The organism is Bacillus sp. ABP14 (assembly GCF_001831375.1).
GTDB classification, from domain to species: Bacteria; Bacillota; Bacilli; order Bacillales; family Bacillaceae_G; genus Bacillus_A; species Bacillus_A paranthracis.
In genome coordinates, this window is sequence record NZ_CP017016.1 from 3,761,236 (window position 1) to 3,783,915 (window position 22,680).

The window sequence follows — 22,680 nt, forward strand, 5'->3', positions numbered from 1 at the left end:
GACAACATGAAAAATATCTGACAAAATTCAGTTATCTTAAAAATTTAAACATTTCTAAATACTTCTTATCAAGAGCAGGTGGAGGGACGAGCCCGACGAAACCCGGCAACCGATCTACAATTGTAGACACGGTGCTAATTCTCGCAGCATTACGCTGACAGATAAGGAGCTGGTTGTAAAAAAACCTCTCCTTAGCTGAGAGGTTTTTTTATTTAACTAGGAGGTTATAACAATGAGCGGAATTATAGCGACATATTTAATCCATGATGATTCACATAACTTAGAAAAAAAAGCTGAGCAAATTGCACTCGGTTTAACAATTGGCTCTTGGACTCATTTGCCACATTTATTGCAAGAACAATTAAAGCAGCATAAAGGCAACGTCATTCATGTTGAGGAATTAGCTGCACATGAACATACCAATTCGTATTTACGTAAAAAAGTGAAACGCGGAATTATTAAAATCGAATATCCGTTATTAAATTTCAGTCCGGATTTACCAGCAATTTTAACGACTACATTTGGAAAGCTATCACTTGATGGCGAAGTAAAATTAATTGACTTAACTTTTTCAGACGAATTAAAAAAACAGTTTCCTGGTCCAAAATTCGGGATAGATGGTATTCGAAATCTTTTACAAGTACATGATCGTCCCCTTTTAATGAGTATTTTTAAAGGAATGATTGGACGAAATATTGGGTATTTAAAAACGCAATTACGCGATCAAGCAATTGGTGGTGTAGATATCGTAAAAGATGATGAAATATTATTCGAAAATGCATTAACACCACTTACGAAACGCATCGTATCTGGAAAAGAAGTTTTACAATCCGTATATGAAACGTACGGACATAAAACGTTATATGCCGTAAATTTAACAGGACGAACTTTTGATTTAAAAGAAAATGCGAAACGTGCAGTGCAAGCTGGAGCCGATATTCTATTATTTAACGTATTCTCTTACGGACTAGATGTACTACAATCACTTGCAGAAGATGATGAAATCCCAGTTCCTATTATGGCACACCCTGCTGTAAGTGGTGCTTATTCTGCATCTAAGTTATATGGAGTTTCATCTCCATTATTACTCGGAAAGCTACTCCGTTATGCTGGGGCTGACTTTTCATTATTCCCATCTCCATACGGAAGTGTTGCGCTAGAAAAAGAGGAAGCTCTTGCTATCTCAAAATATTTAACTGAAGACGATGCATGTTTCAAGAAGAGCTTTTCTGTTCCGTCTGCTGGTATTCACCCTGGTTTCGTTCCCTTTATTGTACGAGATTTCGGTAAAGATGTTGTGATTAATGCTGGTGGCGGAATACATGGACATCCAAATGGGGCGCATGGCGGCGGTAAAGCTTTCCGTGCTGCAATTGATGCTACTTTGCAAAATAAACCACTCCATGAAGTAGATGACATAAATTTGCATAGCGCACTACAAATATGGGGAAATCCCTCTCATGAGGTGAAATTATGAGTATTCAAATATTTTGTGATTTCGATGGCACGATTACAAATAATGATAACATTATGTCCATTATGGAAAAATTTGCACCACCAGAAGCTGAAGAAGTAAAGAATAGAATTTTATCACAAGAGCTATCTATTCAAGAAGGTGTTTCTCAATTATTTCAATTCATACCTACTAATCTGCACGATGAAATTATTCAATTTTTAATAGAGACTGCTGAAATCCGTAATGGTTTTCATGAATTTATACAATTTGTAAATAAAAATAATATTTCCTTTTATGTTATATCAGGTGGAATGGATTTCTTCGTCTATCCACTCTTACAAGGACTCATTCCGAAAGAGCAAATTTACTGTAATGAAACAGATTTTTCAAATGAATACATTACGGTGAATTGGCCTCATCCTTGTGATCATCATTGTCAAAATCATTGCGGATTATGTAAATCATCACTCATCCGTAAATTAAGTAATACAAATGACTTCCATATTGTAATCGGAGATTCAATTACTGATTTACAAGCTGCGAAACAAGCGGATAAAGTGTTCGCTCGTGACTTCCTTATTACAAAATGTGAGGAAAATCATATTTCTTATACACCATTTGAAACATTTCACGATGTTCAAGCTGAATTAAAACATTTGTTGGAGGTGAAATTATGAAACAACTTTTTCGTCAATGGTATGACTTAAGCGAGATAAAAAAAGAATTAACGACACGAAATTGGTTTCCAGCAACGAGTGGTAATATTTCTATAAAGGTTAGTCATGAACCACTCACTTTTCTCATTACAGCAAGTGGTAAAGATAAAACAAAAACGACTCCAGATGATTTTCTATTAGTAGATCATCTAGGTGTTCCCGTATTAGAGACTGAATTACGCCCTTCAGCAGAAACAATCTTGCATACACATATTTATAACAATACGAATGCCGGGTGCGTCCTTCATGTTCATACAACCGATAACAATGTTATCACAAATTTATATAGTGATGCAGTCACACTTCAAAATCAAGAAATTATTAAAGCTCTCGATATTTGGGAAGAAGATGCAACAATTCACATTCCTATTATCGAAAACCATGCTCATATCCCAACGCTTGGAGAAAACTTCCGCAAGCATATACAAGGAGATTCGGGGGCAGTATTAATCCGTAACCATGGTATTACCGTATGGGGCCGAGATAGCTTTGATGCAAAGAAAAGATTAGAAGCTTATGAGTTTTTATTCCAATTTCATATAAAACTATTATCAATTCAAGGAGGCGTTTCTAATGGCGCAAATTCGTATTCATGAAATAAATACTCGCATTGAAAATGAAGTGGAAGTATCAAAATTTCTACAAGAGGAAGGCGTTTTATATGAGAAATGGAATATTTCCAAACTTCCTACTCATTTAAAAGAAAATTACTCATTAACAGATGAAAACAAAGCTGAAATATTAGCTGTGTTTTCAAAAGAAATTGCTGATGTTTCATCACGCCGAGGTTATAAAGCACATGATGTAATTTCACTTTCAAATAGCACACCTAACCTTGACGAACTATTAATTAATTTCCAAAAAGAACACCATCATACTGATGATGAAGTTCGCTTTATTGTTAGTGGTCATGGCATCTTTGCCATTGAAGGAAAAGATGGGACATTCTTTGACGTTGAACTTGAGCCAGGCGATCTCATATCTGTTCCTGAAAATGCAAGACATTATTTTACCTTGCAAGATGATCGTCAAGTTGTAGCTATTCGTATTTTTGTTACAACTGAAGGCTGGGTTCCAATCTATTAAGGTAGTTAGTTGAATAAAAGGCCTTGGACCCCCTTTTCCAACCTTTTATTCACTCTACATATATACATCCTCCTATGGAACAGGCTTATTTCATTTTGAAATAAGCCTGATTTTTTATGGTTCTAACCGTATTATTCCTTCTTTTCAGTACAATCTCTCCCTTCAATTTTTCAAGTATATTTATTAAGACTTTTTGAACATTTATTGAACTTTTTTTGAACTTTTTCTGAAAATTCTGTTTTATGTATGATATACTACAATTAACTAAGAAGGAAAAGAAAATCGCAAACAGAGGGGGAGAATCATGAGTTTACTTATCGCACTTATACTAGGGGTTACGTGTGGAGCACTTCCTATTATTCTAGGAGCTATTATGGAAGAGTTAGAAGTTGGTGTTTTAGGTTTTGTTGCATCTTGTGTAAGCGCTTTACTTTTTGGTTTATTCGGTGCTATTCCTGTTTCAATTCTCTGTGCATTTTATATAGTACGCCATGCTCGTACAAAACAATTCGGTCCTAATCACATCGCGCAAGTTATTCCATTCCCAATTGAACGATGCCGCCGGGCTTCTAGCTTATAATTACAAAATTAAAAATAAAAGTCCTCAAATGAGGACTTTTATTTTTTTTCTTCTAGAAATTGAAACAATTCTTGTAGGTGCAAAGCGTCTTCACTATAGCTAACAGATACATGATATATACCATCAATCTCCGCTTCCATGTAAAGGTCAACTCCATCTCGATCATATTTCAATGCCAAATAAAATTCCATTTCTTCTAGCATCTTTTTTGAAGTTCGAATAACATAATGCCCTTTCTCATCTCTTCCATATTCGAAATTCGGTTCAAAATCATATTTTTGTTTAAAAGCTTCTTTTTGTTTTTCATTAATTTGTATACATGTTGCTCTTTGTACAGTATCAATCATCTCATCAAATTTTTGAAGATCCATCTCATTTACCCCCTTACATATTTTTTGTATAACACTTGTGTTCCGCTATTTTCTTCCCCATCTTTTATTAGCTCTTCATACAATTCCTTCGCCAAACTTAAACCTGGTACTGGCAATTGTAATCTTTCAGCCTCATCTAACGCGATCTTCATATCTTTCATAAAATGCTTTACATAAAAACCTGGTTCAAAATCTCCCTTTAACATTCGAGGAGCTAAATTACTTAATGACCAGCTACCTGCTGCTCCCGTTGAAATACTCTCCAATACTTTATCAGGATCTAATCCAGCCTTTTTCGCATAAGCAACAGCTTCACATACTCCAATCATATTAGAAGAAATCGCAATTTGATTGCACATTTTTGTATGTTGTCCACTTCCAGCAGGCCCTTGCAACTGAATATTTGTTCCTAGTTTTTCAAATAACGGTAAACATCTATCATATATTTCTTTCTCTCCACCGACCATAATTGCGAGTCTTGCTTCTTTCGCACCAACGTCTCCTCCAGATACAGGTGCATCTAACGTATATACATTCTTACTTTTACCAGTTTCATTAATACGTTTTGCCAATGTTGGTGTAGATGTCGTGAAATCAATTGCAATCGTACCTTCATTTGCATTCTCCAAAATTCCATCTATCCCAAAGTACACTTCTTCTACATCATGTGGATACCCAACCATAGTCATTACAACATCAACTTGCTTTACTAACTCTTTCGGTGTATCACACCAATTTGCACCATCTTGCACTAAAGAGTCTGTTTTCGATTTTGTTCTATTATATATATATACTGTATGACCGTCTTGCATGAAATGACGCACCATACTTTTTCCCATTACACCAATACCAATGAAACCAATTGATACATTTTTATGTTTCATTTTCTCATCCCCTTTGTTCTAATAAATCACTTACCATCTTTCGAAAATCTTTATTGAAGTCATCATCCATACTATTTTTCACATTTGAAAATAAAATAACAAAAATCCCTTTTTCTTTATTAAAATTATTGAAAGTGTTCCAACCAGATAGTACACCATGATTATGAAAATAATCCGGATATATGTAAAAACTAAATGCATATTTTCGTTCTGTTGAAGGTGAAAACATCGCTTGTATACTTTGTTCAGAAAGAAGTTTTCCATTTATAATTGCTTCGTCTAATTTCTTCATATCTCCAACTGTCGTATACATCTCACCACAACCATATAGCCAATCCATGCCTACCTTCTGCGCTGGTACAAGCTCTTGATTTTTTTTCACATAACCCTTTGTAAAATTTTTATCTCCAGGTACCATATTTCCCATACCAGATTCATGCATATCTGCTTTTGTAAATATATTTTCTTTTATATAATCTCCTAAAGGTTTTTTCGATATATGTTCTATTATATAGGCAAGCACCATATAATTATAATCTGTATATCTCCAACCTGTTCCTGCAGGAAATTCTAAATTTTGACGTCCAATCCAATTCATTAACTGTAAACGGGAAGCAGCATTAACATTGCCTTTTGCGTGTTCAGGTAAACCAGAGGTATGCGTTAATAAATGATATAACGTAATATTTTTATTCTCCGGAAATGAAGGAATATATTTATTTACATTATCTTGAATATTTAGCTTACCTTGATCCTGCAGTTGTAAAATAGATGTAGCCACAACTGTTTTCGTAATAGAACCGATACGATATTTTGTGTGAGGCGTATTTTCTATTTTATTTTGAACATCAGCATACCCATATCCTTTATTCAATATAACATGCTCTTTGTCTGTTACCAAAACTGTTCCATTGAATTGCTTTCCGACTAAATATTGATCTAATTTTTGAGATATGCTAGCGTAATCAATTTGCTTTTCTTTTTTTTCTTCTTCTATATTCTCTTGTACTTCTGATTCAACAGCAGGATTCACCTTAGTTGTTAATTCTTTATTTTCCTTTATATTAGAATTATAGAGAAAATAGTATACTCCTCCACAAACTACTGCACATATTGAAACTATCATCATTATTTTTTTTATCATTTTGTTCCTCCATAATTCCTTCGTTCAAAATCCCCCCTACACTCTATTATCAAGTAATAAAAAAAAATCGCAACAATTTGTTGCGAAAAATCACTTTTTTTCTTTTCTATATACACACACTTGATTTTTCCCATTTTTTTTCGCTTCATATAATGCAATATCCGCTCGTTGCATTAATTCTTCTCTTGTAATCCCTTTTTCATATAATGCAACTCCAAAGCTCGCTGTTAATTTCGAAATTCCTGAGAATTGCTTTGTTTCAATGAAAAATCGTAATGATTCCGCAACTTGAAATGCTTCTTTTTCTACTGTATTCGTTACTAAAATAATAAATTCTTCTCCTCCCCACCTAGCAAATACATGTTGCTGCTCCACTTTAGATTTCATGAGCTCTGCAAGCTCAATTAATGCTAAGTCACCAAAATCATGGCCATACGTGTCATTTACTGCTTTAAAATTATCTATATCAAATAAAATAAGTGCTATGTTTTCATTATTACGCATCGCATTATCCCATTCTGCCTCGAGTATTTGTTGGAATTTCAAACGATTATAAATCTCTGTTAACGAATCTATCATAGCAAGTCTTTCTTGTTCTTGATAGATTTCATCTAATTCGGTAATCTCTGTACACTTCACAATAAATCTTGATAAATCTTCTGGCAATGGTGTCGCACGCAATAAAAAAGTTGACACTTCCCCTTCATAGTTGGACATCTTAATTCGTCTATCATATGATAATGTATCATCTAACCATGTTATATCATGAGTTGTTGAATAGTATCCATTTTCTCTAATAAGATGTTCAGCAAATACTAAATGTTGCTCACGATAAGCAAACAAATTTTCATATCCGAAAAACTCTAAAAAATTTGTATTACAATCAACAATCTCATCGTCTTCTACTATAAATAATAGATCATTTCGAAAATCAAACATCGTTTGAAGTAGTTCTTGTTGCAAACTTACTTGCCGCACTAAAGAAAGCTGATATAAACTTTTATTTACTTCCTCTAACACCATTTGCGGAGTCACAGGGGCTATCACAATATTACGTATTCCTAACGTAAGCACCTCTGCAAACTCGCTTGTTATTTGTTGATCCCAAATGACAATAAATGTACTCTGTGGATTATACATATTCTTTATATATTTTATTTGAGAAAAATCTGTTACATACATAATTACAATATGTGGTTTAGTCCTCTGAAATAATACTTCTCCTTCTTCAAAACTATTTGCTATAAACATACATTTTGGATGGATATTTTCTATCGTTTGTTGATGTGTGCATCCATTTTCTATATAAAGGACATTTAACTGAAGATCTTGTAATACATTTTGGAAAACCGTATTCTCTAATAAAAAATGTAGTATGTTCATCACTAGTCTTCACTCACTTCATATATCTTGTTCTACAGAATTCCTCACAAACATTTTATAAAAAACTGTTCTCTAAAAACTTTAATGAGTGAGGGATACATGTTAACAAGCTAATTGAGAATGTTATCTTTGCTTTTTCACTCTATAAATTCCTTTTTTAGTGTATGATTATAGGAATTGTATCGTTTGTATGAATGCCCTAGCTTCCGCTTGAAAACTTGACAATTAAAATAAAGATATTATATTCTTAAATTCGACAACTTACAAAATGTAAGTAGAATATATTACATGTATTTTTTTCATAATTTGATATGTAATTTGGAGGATATATAATGACAAACGAAAACTTTTTTAATGTTTTATATGAACGCACATCTACACGTGCATTCAACCCAGAGAAAGAAATTTCATCTACAGAGTTACACGAGATTTTAAAGGGAGCTGCTCAAGCACCTTCTGCTTGGAATTTACAGCATTGGAAATTCCTTGTATTCCAAGGTGAAGATGTACAGAAACGATTACATCCAATTGCTTATAACCAACAACAAATTCTTGATGCTTCTGCTGTAGTCGCTATTTTAGGTGATTTAGAAGCTTATAAAAACGTTGAACCCGTTTATGGTCCAATTGTAGAACAAGGATTTATGAAAGAAGAAGCAAAAGAACGCTTAGCTAAAAATATTGAGTCTGCATATGCCCGTGAGCAATTCCCAAGAGATGCAGCCTTTTCAAATGCATCTTTAGCAGCAATGCAACTTATGCTTGCAGCTAAAGCAACTGGCTGGGATACTTGTGCGATTGGTGGTTTCAACCCACAAGCACTTACAGAAGAATTCAATGTTTCATCTCGCTACGTACCAATTATGCTTATTACAATTGGGGAATCAACTTTAAAAGGCCATCCTGCACCACGAATGAGCGTAGAACAAGTGAGTGAATGGGCAAAATAATAAAGTGAAACTTGAATCAGTGTGAGGGTCTTACTGCCCTTTCATACGAATAAAAAAGAAACGAAGGTAATTTCATTACCTTCGTTTCTTTTTTTATTCTGTCACACATCCGTAATACTAAAATGTATGATTCGACATCCACACATAAAAAACAGTAAATTTCATGCTATTCGCATACATATAAATGACGTTTCGTGTCGAATTTTGTTAAAGTATCGAAATATAACCGTGTGTTTTTGTTACAATTATGATACAATGATAACAAATAGATAACAAGAGAGGGATTTTCATTGAGTTCATACGGAAGCTTTATTGCACTTTTATGTTACATAGTAACTGTACTGCTTCTATATTTTATTGGCGATGCTGCAAATATTTCAGTTTTACAATTTCCAAAAGAAGAAGCATTCCAATTAGAATCAGAAAAACATACTGCACGATCCATTGTACCGCTACTGTTAGCTCTTCCTGTATATATCATCGTTTTATATAAAAGCAAAAAAGTGTAAAGGCTACCTATTTCATTCATTTCGGTGGTCTTTACACTTTTTTGTGATATCTATCCTATTTTAAACATCATTCCGTAATAAACACCCAGCTAGTCTTTTAAAATGAGAAATTCCCCTAGAAAAAATTCCACTCTCTGTCCAGTCACTCACTACCGAACTTACATAGATTATAAGTGTGAAGGGGGTGATGAGGATTATGTTTGGATCATTTGGATGCTGTGATAACTTTAGAGACTGTCATCATCATGAAAGAGAGTGCAGACATCATGAGAAAGAGAAAGAGAGAGAAGTAGTTAGACCACAACAACCAGCTGTATGTAACGTACTTGCTAGCATTTCAGTTGGAACAGAGCTTTCTCTATTAAGCGTTAAAGGTGTTGGATCTTTCAACAATGTAATTTTTGAAGGTTTCTGTAACGGTGTTGCTCTTTTCTCTGCTTTAGCTCGTAATGACAAAGATAACAAAGATAACAATAAAGACGATAAGCACAATCAAAACCGAAATACTTTTACTGGTATTTTACGTGTATGCCCAGCTGATATCGTTGCTGTCGCTATCTAATTTTGTTCCTTATCTTCAAGAGTAAGAAAATAAGTTTTACTTTTCTCATAGAAAAAACCTGAGACCGATTTCAAATCGACTCAGGTTTTTTTATTGATTATATACTTTTAACTAGTTCAACAACTTCTTCAGCAGTTGACATCATTAATGCTTTTTCTGCTAATGTTTCCATTTCTGCTTTTGACAACTTGCTTAGTTGTGTTCTTGCAGGAAGAATAGATGTTGCACTCATACTGAACTCATCTAAACCTAATCCTAATAATAATGGGATAGCAAGTGAATCGCCCGCCATCTCACCACACATACCAGCCCATTTGCCTTCTTTATGAGCAGCATCGATAACCATTTTTACAAGACGTAAAATAGATGGGTTATATGGTTGGTATAAGTAAGATACTTGTTCGTTCATACGGTCTGCAGCCATTGTGTATTGAATTAAGTCGTTTGTTCCGATAGAGAAGAAATCAACTTCTTTTGCGAATTGATCTGCTAATACTGCTGAAGCTGGGATTTCAACCATCATACCAACTTCAATAGAATCAGAAACAGTTGTACCCGCTTCTACAAGTTTTGCTTTCTCTTCTAATAAGATCGCTTTCGCTTGACGGAACTCATCAAGAGTTGCAATCATTGGGAACATAATTTTTAAGTTACCGTATACGCTAGCACGAAGTAATGCACGAAGTTGTGTACGGAACACATCTTGCTCATCAAGACATAAGCGAATTGCACGGTATCCTAAGAATGGGTTCATTTCTTTTGGTAAATGTAAGTATGGAAGCTCTTTATCTCCACCGATATCAAGTGTACGAACAACAACAGGTTGACCTTCTTTTACACCTTCAAGAACTGCTTTATACGCTTCGAACTGCTCTTCTTCTGTTGGAAGATTATCACGGCCCATGTATAAGAATTCTGTACGGTATAAACCAACGCCTTCTCCGCCATTATCGATAATACCTTGTACATCATTTGGTGTTCCGATATTTGCAACAAGCTCAACGTGATGTCCATCACTTGTTACAGTAGCTTGGTCTTTTAATTTTGCCCATTCAGCTTTTTGCTCTTCAAATTTCGCTTTCTTTTCTTCAAACGAGCGAAGAGTTTCTTCTGATGGATTAACAATTACTTCTCCATCTAAACCATCGATGATTACGATATCGCCGTTTTGGATTTTCTCCATAACAACTTTCGCACCAACAACAGCTGGAATTTCCATAGAGCGAGCCATAATTGCAGAGTGAGATGTACGTCCACCGATATCAGTTGTAAAACCTTTTGCATACTTACGGTTTAACTGAGCTGTATCAGATGGTGTTAAATCTTCAGCAATAATGATTACTTCTTCAGAAATTGTACCAGGATTTGAGAAGTTAATGCCTAGTAAATGTGCAAGAACACGTTTTGTTACGTCACGAATGTCCGCAGCACGTTCTTTCATATATTCGTTATCCATGTTTTCAAACATAGAAATAAACATTGATGCAACTTCATCCATTGCAAATTCAGCATTTACTTTTTCACTATTTACTTTATCTTTTACTGGGTTTACTAGTTCTGGATCATTTAACACTAATAAATGTGCTTCAAAGATCGCAGCTTTGTCAGCACCTAGCTCAGCAAAAGCGTGGTCCTTAATAGCTTCTAATTCAGTTTTTGCTTTCTCAAGCGCAGCTTCTAAGCGTGCAATTTCTGCAGCTTCGTTTGTAATTGATTTCTTTTCGATGTTAAATTCAGGATTTTCAAGTCTGAAAGCCTTTGCAATAGCAATCCCACTTGATGCAGCGATCCCTTGAATGTTAAGAGTCATTATTCTCCTAATCCTTCGTTTTTCATAGTTTCTTCGATAGCTGCTAGTGCTTGAGCTGCATCATCACCATTTGCAGTGATTTTAATTTCTGCGCCTTGTTGAATACCTAAAGACATAACGCCCATGATTGATTTTAAGTTAACGTTCTTTCCGTTATACTCTAAGTTAATGTCAGAACCAAATTTGCTTGCAGTGTTTACAAGTAGAGTTGCTGGACGAGCATGAATTCCTGAGTCGCTAGTTACTTTAAAGATTTTTTCCATGATAATTTATCTCCTTTAAATTACAGTATTTTTTAGTTGTATAGACGTGAGTACTACATCATCTATTGTATATAATAGGCGATGTTCGGTCAACCACATCGCCTATTATAATTATAAACATTTTGCGTCAAATTCCTACTGAATGTCAATAATAGCGTTTTCGCCCTTCTTAACATTTCCATCTTTTTTCAATTCGACTTGTTGCCCTTGTTGTAAATTCGTAAATACAATTGGTGTAATGATAGATGGTGCATTTTCTTTTACAAATGCAAGATCTACTTTTAATAATGGCTGTCCTTGTTTCACTTTGTCACCTTGCGCTACAAGTGCTTCAAAACCTTCACCATTTAATTTTACAGTATCAATACCGAAGTGGATTAAAATTTCTTTTCCGCCTTCAGATTGAATACCAATTGCATGTTTTGTAGGGAATACGTTGACAATTTCACCGTTAACTGGAGAAACTACTGTTCCTTCTGTTGGCTCAATTGCAAATCCATCTCCCATCATTTTTCCTGAGAATACTTGATCCGGCACTTCTGTAATTGGTAGGATTTTCCCTTCAATTGGTGAAACGATTGTTTCGTTTTCATCAACTTTCTGAGGAGCTTCTTCTACTTTTACAGGTTCTGCTTTTTCAACATGAGGTGTACGACCTGACATAATATCATGAATTTGTGATTTTAATGTGTCAGATTTCGGTCCAAAAATAGCTTGAATGTTATTTCCAACTTCAAGTACACCAGCTGCTCCAAGCTCTTTTAAACGATCTTTGTTTACATTCTTTTGTTCGTTAACTTGAACACGTAAACGAGTAATACAAGCGTCTAAAGAAGCAATGTTTTCTTTACCACCAAGTGCTACTAATACTTCACGAGGAAGTTCACCAGCTTCTGCTTTTCCTGCACCTTCATTCGCATTTGCAACTTCACGGCCAGGTGTTTTTAAATCCCATTTACGGATTGCAAATCGGAATCCGAAGTAGTAAATAACTGCTAGTACAAGACCAACAATAATTACCCACCACCATGCCGTACGGCCTGGTAGTACACCGAATAATAGGAAGTCGATTAAACCACCAGAGAATGTCATACCAATTTTAACACCTAAAATTTGCATTGTCATAAATGATAGACCAGCGAATACAGCGTGAATTCCGAATAATACTGGTGCTACGAATAAGAATGAAAATTCAAGTGGCTCTGTAATACCTGTTAAGAAAGATGTTAATGCAGCAGAACCTAAAATACCAGCTGCTAATTTTTTATTTTCTGGACGTGCTTCATGGTACATTGCTAAAGCTGCTGCTGGAAGACCGAACATCATGAACGGATACTTACCAGTTGTAAATGTACCTGCTGTTAATTCTACACCGTCTTTTAACTGTGCCATAAAGATTTTTTGGTCACCACGAATTAATTCGCCAGCCGCATTTGTATACTGACCGAATTCGAACCAGAACGGTGAATAGAAAATGTGATGTAATCCAAATGGAATTAATGAACGTTCAATTAAACCGAAAATAAATGCTGCTAACGTTCTATTTGCATCAATCATTTGATGTGAGAACGTGTTTAAGCCACCTTGAATGTATGGCCAAACGAAGCACATGATAATACCTACTATTAAAGAGAATGTTGCAGTTGCGATCGGTACGAAACGCTTACCTGCAAAGAAACCTAAGTATGATGGTAATTCAATGTTGAAGTATTTATTATAGCAATATGCCGCTACTATACCGACGATAATACCACCAAACACTCCAGTTTGTAGCGTTGGAATTCCTAATACGTTTGCATATGCTGGATCCGTAAATCCAATTTTTACTGGATCTGCTCCAGAACTTGTTACTTTCACTAGCTTATCTACTTCTAAGAACACACTCATCGTTTTGTTCATAATTAAGTAGCCGACGAACGCTGCTAAACCAGCTACTCCATCTCCACCAGCTAAACCAATCGCTACCCCAACTGCGAATAATAATGCAAGGTTAGCGAAAATAATATCACCAGATTGTTCCATAATTTTTGCTACCATTACGAACCAATCTGCTTTTAATGCAGGAATAACATTTGTTAACTGTGGATTTTGAAATGCATTACCAAATCCAAGTAAAATACCTGCTGCCGGTAAAATCGCAACTGGAAGCATTAACGCTTTTCCGACTTTTTGAAGAACACCAAAGATCTTCTTAAACATGGAAACCCTTCCTCTCTTATCTATATTGATACCTTCCGACAAACGCCAAAAAGACATGAGGAAAAAAAGATAGAACGATAGCTATACAAAGGGTAGTATATCCCTTTCTCTAGCTTACATTCCTTACTTTTCTCCACTCATGCCTGATCGAGTCAGTAACACGTGTCAAAAATAGGTTTACGTATAAGTTCACTATAATTAAGGCAAACGTTTTCGTTTTATACCTTAATGTGTTTGTCGAAATTTGTATAACTTTGCAATAGTTATTATACATAACTATTGTAAGCGATTCAATGATTTTTTTTAACGTTTTCATTTTCGACAAAAATATATGTCTTTTTACACATGCTCTGCCTTCACTAAGCGCTGCAGGTGCATCGTTAAATATATACTCTCTGCTTCATAAACAGGAAGTTGCAATTCTTTTTGCATAACCTTAACTAGCTTCCAAGCTAAATTATAACAGACAGGATATTCCGCCTTTAATAAATCAGCAAAACTTTGCGATTCCTCTACTTTTTCTCCTTTTTTCACCCTCTCAATAGCATATTGAAGATGACGAATAAGGCGTAAATAGTGAATACTTTCTTGGTCTAATGTAATTTGTAAGTTCGTCTCAATTAAAGATACAAGCTGTGCAATGAGACGGGAGTTTTGATTAACTGAAGATAAATCTGAATTTGTAAGTGAACTGTAAATATGGAGTGCAATAAACCCGATTTCTCCTTCTGGCAATGTAATTTGCAAACGAGAATTTAAAAGGTTTACAACACCTTCAGCAATTTTATATTCCTCTGGATAGAGCATTTTCGTTTCAACTAAAAAAGGATTATCAATTGTAAACCCTTGTTTTAAACGCTTAATTGCAAAAGAAATATGATCTGTTAAAGCGATATGAATATGTTCATTCAATGGAGATTTTGCTTTTTCTTGAATATAGAACATAATATCATTCATTAATTCAATTAATTTTTCACTCACATGTGGAACTAGCAGTTTGTATTGTTCACGATCACGTTCATTTTTTAGAACAAACATTTTTTCAATTTGTTCTTGCTCCAATACATCTTTCGCTTTTTTCCCAAATCCAATTCCTTTACCAATCACTACTACTTCCTCATGTTCAGGATGGCTAGCAATGATGACATTATTATTTAAAACTTTTTTAATTTCTAGATAATTACTCATATAACACCACCCTCGTACTTAAATAGCCTGCTTTTATGTTACAGAACATTCTTCTTTGTCGTCAATGTAAAACATCTACCATTTCATAAAAATTCATTTTTTAGACATGTTTATATATGATGCGTATAATGTAAGAGCAACTGTACATAGAAAGGAGATAGCAACATGATTAAAATGTTTGTAAGCGATATCGACGGTACAATGATGCAACACGGAGGTTTAATTGACGAACAGGATATTGTAGCACTTCGTAGTCTTGCTGAACAAAATGTGATTCTTTGTTTCGCTTCTGGCCGACTTGATAATGAAATTGCAGGCTTAATGAAAGCTGTAAATACAAATTTCCACCGCATTAGTGTTAATGGTGTTTTTGTATATACAAATGAAAATAAGCAGCTATTATCTGCAACTTTTGATTCCAGCATTCTTCCTGAATTGTTACACATGACGAATGAAGATCCTTATTTCCGTTATGTTAGTGATGAACATAATTACTACATTGAAGAAAAAACACCGTTTATTCACGAACTTGAGCAACAAGTAACGATGACTTCTGTCGAAGAACCAAATTTATTACAGAAAATAGATGATACAATTTTCCCGAATAAAATTTCTGTCGGTGGAACAAAGGAGAGCTTACAACTCCTTCAGAAAAAAATTGATGAAAAATTTCATGGAAAAGTTAGTACGTTCATTTCAGCAGAACAATGCTTAGATGTAATGCCACCTAATATTAGTAAAGGTTCTGCTATTTCTGTTTTATTAAAAGAGTTTCAATTACAACCAGAGGAAGTTGCTTGCATAGGGGATTCTTATAATGATATTCCAATGTTTGCTTTAACTCCTCACAGTTTTGCTATGGCTCAAGCAGATGACGCAGTAAAAGAACACGCTCACTATGTGGTAAATACAGTTAAAGATGCTGTTAACCACGTAATTGCTCATAATAAAAATACGACTCACTCCTTGTAAGGATGAGTCGTATTTTTTCTTTACATGTTAAACAATTTGACATTTACTGTACTTCACAAACTGAAATATATTATTTGTTACGTGCGATGTTTGTAATAAACTTATAACGATCTCCACGATAAATACATTTCACATACTCTAACGGTACTTCACCTTCTGAATATGACCATTGACGCATTACAAGCACTGGCGCCTTTTTAGGAATATGCAGATGTTCCGCTTCATTATCCGTTGCAATTGAAGCTTCGATTGATTGAGTAGCGCTAACAAGTTTGAAGCCCAGTTTTTTCTCTAAATGTTCATATAAAGATTGTTGCAATATTTCTTCGTTAATATCTTTTACAAGAGCTGGCGACAAATATGTCGTCTCAAAAGCAATCGGTTCATCGTCAGCTAAGCGAATACGCCTCACTTCATAAACCGACTCTCCCTCCTGTATTCTCAGCCGGTCTGCTATTTTCGCAGTAGCTGGAACTAGGCGGAAACTTAATAATTGACTACTTGGGTTCATCCCACGAGAAATCATATCTTCCGTGAATCCTGTCATTCCTTGCAATTTTTGTTCCACTTTCGGAAGTTGGACAAACGTACCGATTCCACGTTTCCGATATAAATAACCTTGTTCCACTAAATTATTAATCGCCTGTCTGATTGTCATACGACTCACTTCGAACTTATCGCAAAGTTCATTCTCAGATGGGATTTTATCTCCCGGCTTCCATTCGCCGTCCTCAATTAGCTGTTTCACCCACTCTTGAATCTGATAATAGATCGGAAATGGTGAATACTTGTCGATGTTCATCAGCAATCGCCTCACTGCATAAAGATAGAGCTTCTTGATCAGCGATTACGGTTACATTCGGATGACGTTGTAAAACTGTAGCAGGACACGCTTCACTATATGCACCTTGCAATAATTCTTTAACAGCTTCTGCCTTTTTAGAACCCATAGCAACAAGTAGAATTTGTTTCGCTTTCATAATGCTTCCAATTCCCATTGTAATTGCATGAGTTGGCACATCTTCTTCTTTTTCGAAGAAGCGAAGGTTTGCTTGGCGTGTAGATTCTGTTAATTCAACAATGTTTGTTGGAGAATTAAACGGTGTTCCTGGTTCGTTAAATCCGATGTGACCGTTTTCACCGATTCCAAGAATCTGTAGGTCAACTGGGTTAGCAGCTAGAATGCCCTCGTAACGTTTGCACTCTTCCTCTAAATCACTTGCCATCCCGTTTGGTACATAAGTTTGTTTAAATGGAAGATGATCAAACAACTGTTCTTGCATGAAATAGTGATAGCTGTTTTTATCTTCATGTGGTAAATTTACGTACTCATCTAAGTTTACAGTGGTTACACGGCTTGTATCAAGTTTATTTTTTCGCATTTCTGCATAAATACCTAATGGAGAGCTTCCTGTAGCCATTCCTAATGTTGGATTTTCTTTTGTTTTTACAACTTCTTCAATTAATTTATAACCTGCTTCTGCTAGTTCTTCTGGAGTTTTTACAACAAGAATATTCATTTCATTACTTCCCTTCCTTCATATGAATTCCTAAACGAACCGTATCATATACATGTAAATCTTCATTCATCACAACAAAGTCTGCATCTTTTCCTACCGCTAATGCACCTTTATTATTTAATCCAAACTCTTCTGCTTGGTTCACTGATGTCATTAGTACTGCATCTTCGATTGAACAACCTGTAAATTCAATTACATTTCGGAAAGCTTGATCCATTTTTAGAATACTACCAGCTAACGTTCCATCTTCTAATCGAGCACTACCATCTTTTACATGTACTGGCTGTCCGCCAAGCTCATATAATCCATCTTCAAGACCTTTTGCACGCATTGCATCAGTAATAACACTTACTTTTTTCGGTCCTTTTAATTTATATGCTAATTTCACCATATCCGGGTGAATGTGAATACCATCTGTAATTACTTCAACCATTACATCTGGATTTAATAACACATGACCAACAACTCCTGGTTCACGGTGATGTAATCCACGCATTTGATTGTATAAATGCGTTGCATGTGTAATGTTTCTATTTTTTAGTTGCGCATCAATTGCATCGGTATGTCCCATTGTGCCAACAACACCAGTTTCAGCAAGATATTGCTCAAACTCTAACGCACCTTCTTCTTCAGGTGCATATGTTACTAATTTAATTAAATTTCCGCTTGCTTCCTGCCATTGTTTAAATTGTTCAATATTCGCAGGAACAATATGTTCAAGTGGTTGTGCACCTGCACGTTTCTTTGAAACATACGGTCCTTCTAAGTGAATATATTCGAAATGTGCTCCTTTTTCTTTCGCTTCCTTCGCAGCATGTAGTGCTGCTTCGATTGCTTCTGGAGCTTGTGTCATTGTTGTTGGGAAGTAAGTTGTAACTCCTTCTTTTAACATTTCTTTACCTAGAGTTACTAACCCATCGCTATTTGCATCCATCGCATCAATATCGTATCCACCATGAATATGAACATCAATCATACCTGGAATCACAATTTTCCCTGCCGCATCTAAAACCGCTTCATTTTCTTGTGATACATATTGAGCCATCAAACCAATTTCTTTAATTGTTTCTGTGTAACGAATAAATCCGTTTTCCACTACTTCTTGACCTGTATAAATTTTGGCATTGATGACAACTTGCGTTTTCATTTTCATCGATCCTTTCCCATGAAATACCTACTTGTTATTATTACCTTATTCGCCTAATTCCATCTTAATATATGCACGAGTAGTTGTCTATACATTCTAATGAAATTTCCTCTTTGTTTAACAAAAAGGAAACTTAGTACGTCTCTCGCAATTATAATATATGTTATTCATTTTTTCCAAAAAGGAACAATATCATCTATTGTATGAATCACTTAAGTAATGGCATTAATCCGCTAGACCCAATTGTAATATGTTCGCCGTCTGTTTCCATTTCTACTGTACGCTTATTTGTTCCATACATCATTATACCATGCTGTTTTAATCGTCTCACTACACTTTGATGCGGATGTCCATACGGATTTCTGCTACCATAAGAAAGAATCGCGAACTGTGGTTCTACCTTCTTTATAAACCTTTCACTTGTTGAAGTGTACGAGCCATGATGTCCCACCTTTAACACATCTGCATGTACATCAAATTGCTTTAATATTTCAGTTTCCGTTCGCACATCAGCATCACCCATTAGTAAAAAATCTGCCTTACCATACCGAATCTTTAATACAATTGAAGATTCATTATTTTCATCTTTGGACTTCCCATTGTTTAATACTTGTATGGAAACATGCGGATCTAGCGGTATGTATTGTCCCTCTTTTACTGAAATGAAAGGGATTCCCCTTTTCTTTATATGATTTCGATACGTATGATAAGTAAGAGAACTATATGTTTTTCCACTATCTAATATAAGTGATACCGGCATCTGCTCTACAATCGGAATGAGTCCTCCAATGTGATCCATATCCGGATGAGTACTGACGATAGCATCTAAATGGTTAATTCCTTTTTCAATTAGTTTTTGGATAACAACCTCACCAGCTTCATAAGGCCCTCCATCAATTAACATCGTTTGTCCATTTGGCAATATAATAAGTGTTGCATCACCTTGTCCAACTTTTAAGAAACTCACTTTCATTTTACCAAAATGTTGCCGCTGCATATGTAAAGGAGACGCGGTATGAATAGACATCATATACCTTTTGGCAGATGCACTATTTAAAGAAAAGCATAACAAAACAGAAACTAATAATAAAACACTTCGTATACCTCTCATAACTCGTCTCCTTTTTTCAATTAGTATGGCACGGTATATAATTGATATACAAAAAAGCTTAGCAAAATGCTAAGCTTTTATTTCGATATCTCTTGTAAAGAACCGAAGAATAAATCCGCTTCATTCATTTGTTCGTTTTCTTCAGAAAGCGGAGGTAAATCATCTAATGTTTTTAATCCAAATGTGTCTAAAAATTCTTTTGTCGTTCCATATAAAATCGGACGCCCAGGTCCTTCTGCTCTTCCCATTTCTTTTATAAGTAAGTGTGATACTAACGTTTGTAACGCCTTATCGGTTTTTACCCCTCTAATCTCTTCCATTTCTGTTCTTGTAATGGGTTGACGATATGCAACAATTGCTAACGTTTCTAGCGCAGCCTGAGAGAGTGAAGCAGCTGTTGGGATATCTATTAGTTTTTGATAGTACAACGCATGTTCTTTCTTTGTAGCAAAACGATATACTTTTGCATACTGTACAATTTGCAAACCTCGGTGTGCACCTTCACATTCTTTTTGCATTTCTTCTAAAATATCGATTACTTCGTTTCCTTCAATTTCAAGGACTTTTGCTATTTGTTCAGGAGAAATCCCTTCATCACCAGAAACAAATAAAAGCCCTTCAATGATTGATTTCTGTTCTGTTCTATCCATCTTACGAGCTCCTTCCTCCTATTTTCTCCATAAAAATACACATCAAAAAACCGAATCACAATCAATGCGTTCGGTTCAATATTTTTTCTCTTGTTCCAAACGATACATTCAAACCTAGCATGAGATATACTATTTCTATCCCATTTTCCATACTAACTCTATGCAGATTTAGTATAGCTTGATACGAAAATTTCATCAAAATTATGTTCTTGTTCAATTACGATTTGTTGATTTTTCATAAGCTCAAGAACCGCTAAAAATGTTACAACCATGATTTCCCGTTCATCATCAACAAACAAATCATAAAAACTTTGACGACCACCTTGTATTTCTAACAGCTTTAAAATATCCGTCATACGCTGTTCAATTGGTATTTCCTGACGAGTAATACGTGTTGTCACAGGTTTCTTTGCTTTTTTACGGCGCATTAATTTTTGAAATGCCGCTAGCATATCATATAACGTAACATCAAGAGGCAAGCTTGTCTCCTCTTCTTGTTGCAACGATGTAAAATCAATTGGCGGACGTGTATATAGCTGTGCTCTTTCTTGTTCTCTTTCTTTTAGTTCAGTAGCAACTTGCTTATATTTCTTATATTCAATTAACCTCTCCATCAATTCTTGACGAGGATCATCTATAAAGTCATCACCGTTATCAAGTACATCTTCTTCATGTTTCGGCAACAACATTTTACTTTTAATTTGTAATAACGTTGCAGCCATTACTAAATACTCACTTGCAACATCTAATTGTAGTTCTTTCATCGTATGAACATAAGATAAATATTGCTCTGTAATTTCCGCTACAGGAATATTATATATATCAATTTCATAACGATGTATTAAATGTAACAATAAATCTAAAGGCCCTTCAAAAGCCTCTACTTTAAAATTATACTGCACAAAGCATCCCACCACATTTTTTCTATAACAACATAAGTATAGAGCATACTCATGTTCTATCCAACCTTTTTAAGAAATTTAATTAAAAATAGACCTATGCCTATGGCATCATGCCCACCACTTCATATGATAACAGTGTAGTAAGAACAATGTAGGAGGTCAAAAAACTATGGGTCACGTTGATTGTGGTTTTAGCGGTGGGTTCGCATTACTTGTTGTATTGTTTATTTTACTCATTATTGTAGGGGCAGCTTGCTTCTGCTAATATGAACAATAACGACTAGGGAGAAATTCCCTAGTCGTTTATTGTTCATATTTCTATGATAAACTTATACTTATAACCGTTAGATAGGGGCGAAGAAAATGTATCCTACGGAATACATACAGTTTTTAATTCATTTTCACGGAGATTATGATTATTTTGAATGCCACGAAATACTGGAAGAATATTGGAAAACAAAACCGAGAGGAAATCGGGATCATTATTTAGTCGGCCTCATTCAAATTGCAGTTTCTTTATACCATCACAGACGCTCTAACTGGAATGGCGCAGAGAAGATGATGAAAAGCGCCATAACGATTTTAGAAAAAAACAGTGCACATTTACTTCGTTTAGGAATAAATGAGGCACAACTTCTGTTCTTACTCAAAGATAAATTGCAATCTATCCAGAAAAAAGAAAGTTTTACACCGTTATTTTTACCATTGTCGGATACAACATTAGAAAAGTACTGCATAGAATTATGTCAGAAACAAAACCTTCCTTGGAAAGACGTGAATGCTACTTCTAATGAATTTATAATACATAAGCACACATTACGTGATCGAACAGAAGTCATCGCTGAACGAAACGAACAATTACAAAAAAGAAAGCAGAGATAATAAACTACTTATCTCTGCTTTCACGAATGTATATTTTGTTCAAGCTCTTTACACTTTTTGCAAAAACTTGCTGTTTGCTCATTTCCGCAAATTGTAAATTCAAGAAATTTACTCTTTAACTCTTGAACCATCTTCGTCCCAATACCCATATGACGGTGAGATGGATTCACACTCAAATGCTGAATTTCCAAAACTTGATTCTCTTTTTTTACAATCCCCATTATCCCAACAAAATCTTCGTTTTGTTTCCACAAATACAATTGCCAATCATCCTTTGCTTCATAATCTTTCATAGTCAATTGTAATGTTTTCACATCTTTTTCAGTTGGCATAAATGAAAGAAGCCCCATTGCAATCTTTTCATAACTTTTTTTAAAACGAATTAACATAACCCT

26 protein-coding genes and 1 riboswitch are annotated in these 22,680 nt (G+C 35.0%); of the genes, 11 read left to right on the forward strand and 15 right to left on the reverse strand.

Annotated elements, in window-relative coordinates; translation table 11 throughout:
- Window positions 1–62: 62 nt before the first annotated feature.
- A riboswitch (SAM riboswitch) is annotated at window positions 63–168 on the forward strand.
- A 64-nt stretch (window positions 169–232) separates the two neighbouring features.
- The 5 genes from mtnW to BGI23_RS19410 all read left to right on the forward strand — a co-directional run bounded on the left by mtnW (window position 233) and on the right by BGI23_RS19410 (window position 3,838).
- Window positions 233–1,477 (forward strand): 2,3-diketo-5-methylthiopentyl-1-phosphate enolase, encoded by a 1,245-nt coding sequence (gene mtnW, locus BGI23_RS19390; protein WP_044793866.1) that lies wholly within the window; start codon window positions 233–235, stop codon window positions 1,475–1,477.
- Entirely contained in the window at window positions 1,474–2,133 is a 660-nt protein-coding gene (gene mtnX, locus BGI23_RS19395) for a 2-hydroxy-3-keto-5-methylthiopentenyl-1-phosphate phosphatase (RefSeq protein WP_070806780.1), read from the forward strand. Before mtnW ends, mtnX begins: the two co-directional genes overlap by 4 nt.
- A complete protein-coding gene (locus BGI23_RS19400) occupies window positions 2,130–2,768 on the forward strand; it encodes a methylthioribulose 1-phosphate dehydratase (RefSeq protein WP_000811326.1) in 639 nt (212 codons plus the stop codon). Before mtnX ends, BGI23_RS19400 begins: the two co-directional genes overlap by 4 nt.
- Window positions 2,746–3,258, forward strand: a complete 513-nt coding sequence (locus BGI23_RS19405) for a 1,2-dihydroxy-3-keto-5-methylthiopentene dioxygenase (RefSeq protein ID WP_000057307.1) — start codon at window positions 2,746–2,748, stop codon at window positions 3,256–3,258. Before BGI23_RS19400 ends, BGI23_RS19405 begins: the two co-directional genes overlap by 23 nt.
- 304 nt (window positions 3,259–3,562) lie before the next feature.
- Complete coding sequence (locus tag BGI23_RS19410; RefSeq protein WP_000054670.1) at window positions 3,563–3,838, forward strand: hypothetical protein; 276 nt, start codon at window positions 3,563–3,565, stop codon at window positions 3,836–3,838.
- Window positions 3,839–3,876: 38 nt separating this feature from the next.
- Here BGI23_RS19410 and BGI23_RS19415 read toward each other — a convergent pair whose 3' ends face one another.
- The 4 genes from BGI23_RS19415 to BGI23_RS19430 form a co-directional block, all read right to left on the reverse strand.
- Window positions 3,877–4,209 (reverse strand): DUF3909 family protein, encoded by a 333-nt coding sequence (locus BGI23_RS19415; protein WP_000365613.1) that lies wholly within the window; start codon window positions 4,207–4,209, stop codon window positions 3,877–3,879.
- A gap of 5 nt (window positions 4,210–4,214) precedes the next feature.
- Entirely contained in the window at window positions 4,215–5,093 is an 879-nt protein-coding gene (locus tag BGI23_RS19420; protein WP_070806781.1) for an NAD(P)-dependent oxidoreductase, read from the reverse strand.
- A gap of 4 nt (window positions 5,094–5,097) precedes the next feature.
- Window positions 5,098–6,237: a serine hydrolase domain-containing protein gene (locus tag BGI23_RS19425; protein ID WP_000591952.1), complete on the reverse strand. Its 1,140-nt coding sequence runs from the start codon at window positions 6,235–6,237 to the stop codon at window positions 5,098–5,100.
- A gap of 90 nt (window positions 6,238–6,327) precedes the next feature.
- Window positions 6,328–7,620 (reverse strand): GGDEF domain-containing protein, encoded by a 1,293-nt coding sequence (locus tag BGI23_RS19430; protein ID WP_001023204.1) that lies wholly within the window; start codon window positions 7,618–7,620, stop codon window positions 6,328–6,330.
- 332 nt (window positions 7,621–7,952) lie between these two features.
- On the opposite strand from BGI23_RS19430, the gene BGI23_RS19435 reads away from it, so the two are divergent.
- The 3 genes from BGI23_RS19435 to BGI23_RS19445 all read left to right on the forward strand — a co-directional run bounded on the left by BGI23_RS19435 (window position 7,953) and on the right by BGI23_RS19445 (window position 9,641).
- Window positions 7,953–8,570: a nitroreductase family protein gene (locus BGI23_RS19435; protein ID WP_000180604.1), complete on the forward strand. Its 618-nt coding sequence runs from the start codon at window positions 7,953–7,955 to the stop codon at window positions 8,568–8,570.
- Window positions 8,571–8,860: 290 nt separating this feature from the next.
- Entirely contained in the window at window positions 8,861–9,079 is a 219-nt protein-coding gene (locus tag BGI23_RS19440; protein ID WP_000100487.1) for a hypothetical protein, read from the forward strand.
- Between the two features lie 196 nt (window positions 9,080–9,275).
- On the forward strand, window positions 9,276–9,641 hold the full coding sequence (locus tag BGI23_RS19445) for a DUF3915 family protein (protein ID WP_000468018.1): 366 nt from the start codon (window positions 9,276–9,278) through the stop codon (window positions 9,639–9,641).
- Window positions 9,642–9,738: 97 nt separating this feature from the next.
- On the opposite strand, the gene ptsP is transcribed toward BGI23_RS19445, so the two are convergent.
- The 4 genes from ptsP to glcT form a co-directional block, all read right to left on the reverse strand.
- Entirely contained in the window at window positions 9,739–11,451 is a 1,713-nt protein-coding gene (gene ptsP / locus BGI23_RS19450) for a phosphoenolpyruvate--protein phosphotransferase (RefSeq protein ID WP_070806782.1), read from the reverse strand.
- Complete coding sequence (gene ptsH, locus BGI23_RS19455; protein WP_000411079.1) at window positions 11,451–11,714, reverse strand: phosphocarrier protein HPr; 264 nt, start codon at window positions 11,712–11,714, stop codon at window positions 11,451–11,453. The genes ptsP and ptsH overlap by 1 nt, the downstream gene beginning before the upstream one ends.
- 135 nt (window positions 11,715–11,849) lie before the next feature.
- Window positions 11,850–13,913 carry a PTS glucose transporter subunit IIABC gene (gene ptsG, locus BGI23_RS19460; protein WP_000473192.1) on the reverse strand — a complete coding sequence of 688 codons (2,064 nt, stop codon included), beginning with the start codon at window positions 13,911–13,913 and terminating at the stop codon, window positions 11,850–11,852.
- Window positions 13,914–14,252: 339 nt separating this feature from the next.
- On the reverse strand, window positions 14,253–15,101 hold the full coding sequence (gene glcT / locus BGI23_RS19465; RefSeq protein WP_000073863.1) for a glucose PTS transporter transcription antiterminator GlcT: 849 nt from the start codon (window positions 15,099–15,101) through the stop codon (window positions 14,253–14,255).
- Between the two features lie 165 nt (window positions 15,102–15,266).
- Between glcT and BGI23_RS19470 the strand changes: the two genes are divergently transcribed.
- Window positions 15,267–16,073 carry a Cof-type HAD-IIB family hydrolase gene (locus BGI23_RS19470; protein WP_070806783.1) on the forward strand — a complete coding sequence of 269 codons (807 nt, stop codon included), beginning with the start codon at window positions 15,267–15,269 and terminating at the stop codon, window positions 16,071–16,073.
- Between the two features lie 70 nt (window positions 16,074–16,143).
- On the opposite strand, the gene phnF is transcribed toward BGI23_RS19470, so the two are convergent.
- From phnF to scpA, 6 genes are all read right to left on the reverse strand, one after another.
- Window positions 16,144–16,875, reverse strand: a complete 732-nt coding sequence (phnF, locus tag BGI23_RS19475) for a phosphonate metabolism transcriptional regulator PhnF (protein ID WP_002194085.1) — start codon at window positions 16,873–16,875, stop codon at window positions 16,144–16,146.
- On the reverse strand, window positions 16,805–17,593 hold the full coding sequence (nagB, locus tag BGI23_RS19480) for a glucosamine-6-phosphate deaminase (RefSeq protein WP_001024206.1): 789 nt from the start codon (window positions 17,591–17,593) through the stop codon (window positions 16,805–16,807). The genes phnF and nagB overlap by 71 nt, the downstream gene beginning before the upstream one ends.
- Before the next feature lie 4 nt (window positions 17,594–17,597).
- Window positions 17,598–18,740: an N-acetylglucosamine-6-phosphate deacetylase gene (gene nagA, locus BGI23_RS19485; protein WP_014893528.1), complete on the reverse strand. Its 1,143-nt coding sequence runs from the start codon at window positions 18,738–18,740 to the stop codon at window positions 17,598–17,600.
- Window positions 18,741–18,948: 208 nt separating this feature from the next.
- Complete coding sequence (locus tag BGI23_RS19490) at window positions 18,949–19,851, reverse strand: ComEC/Rec2 family competence protein (protein ID WP_001214100.1); 903 nt, start codon at window positions 19,849–19,851, stop codon at window positions 18,949–18,951.
- A 77-nt stretch (window positions 19,852–19,928) separates the two neighbouring features.
- Window positions 19,929–20,501, reverse strand: a complete 573-nt coding sequence (gene scpB, locus BGI23_RS19495) for a segregation/condensation protein ScpB (protein ID WP_070806784.1) — start codon at window positions 20,499–20,501, stop codon at window positions 19,929–19,931.
- A gap of 158 nt (window positions 20,502–20,659) precedes the next feature.
- Window positions 20,660–21,403, reverse strand: a complete 744-nt coding sequence (gene scpA, locus BGI23_RS19505; RefSeq protein ID WP_001199760.1) for a segregation/condensation protein A — start codon at window positions 21,401–21,403, stop codon at window positions 20,660–20,662.
- 169 nt (window positions 21,404–21,572) lie between these two features.
- Here scpA and BGI23_RS19510 point away from each other — a divergent pair, with 169 nt between their 5' ends.
- On the forward strand, window positions 21,573–21,668 hold the full coding sequence (locus BGI23_RS19510) for a YjcZ family sporulation protein (RefSeq protein WP_000510194.1): 96 nt from the start codon (window positions 21,573–21,575) through the stop codon (window positions 21,666–21,668).
- A 98-nt stretch (window positions 21,669–21,766) separates the two neighbouring features.
- Entirely contained in the window at window positions 21,767–22,285 is a 519-nt protein-coding gene (locus BGI23_RS19515; RefSeq protein ID WP_000283586.1) for a DUF309 domain-containing protein, read from the forward strand.
- A 20-nt stretch (window positions 22,286–22,305) separates the two neighbouring features.
- Here the strand turns inward: BGI23_RS19515 and ribT are convergent, their stop codons facing one another.
- Window positions 22,306–22,674 carry a GNAT family N-acetyltransferase RibT gene (ribT, locus tag BGI23_RS19520; RefSeq protein ID WP_000908396.1) on the reverse strand — a complete coding sequence of 123 codons (369 nt, stop codon included), beginning with the start codon at window positions 22,672–22,674 and terminating at the stop codon, window positions 22,306–22,308.
- Window positions 22,675–22,680: the final 6 nt, after the last annotated feature.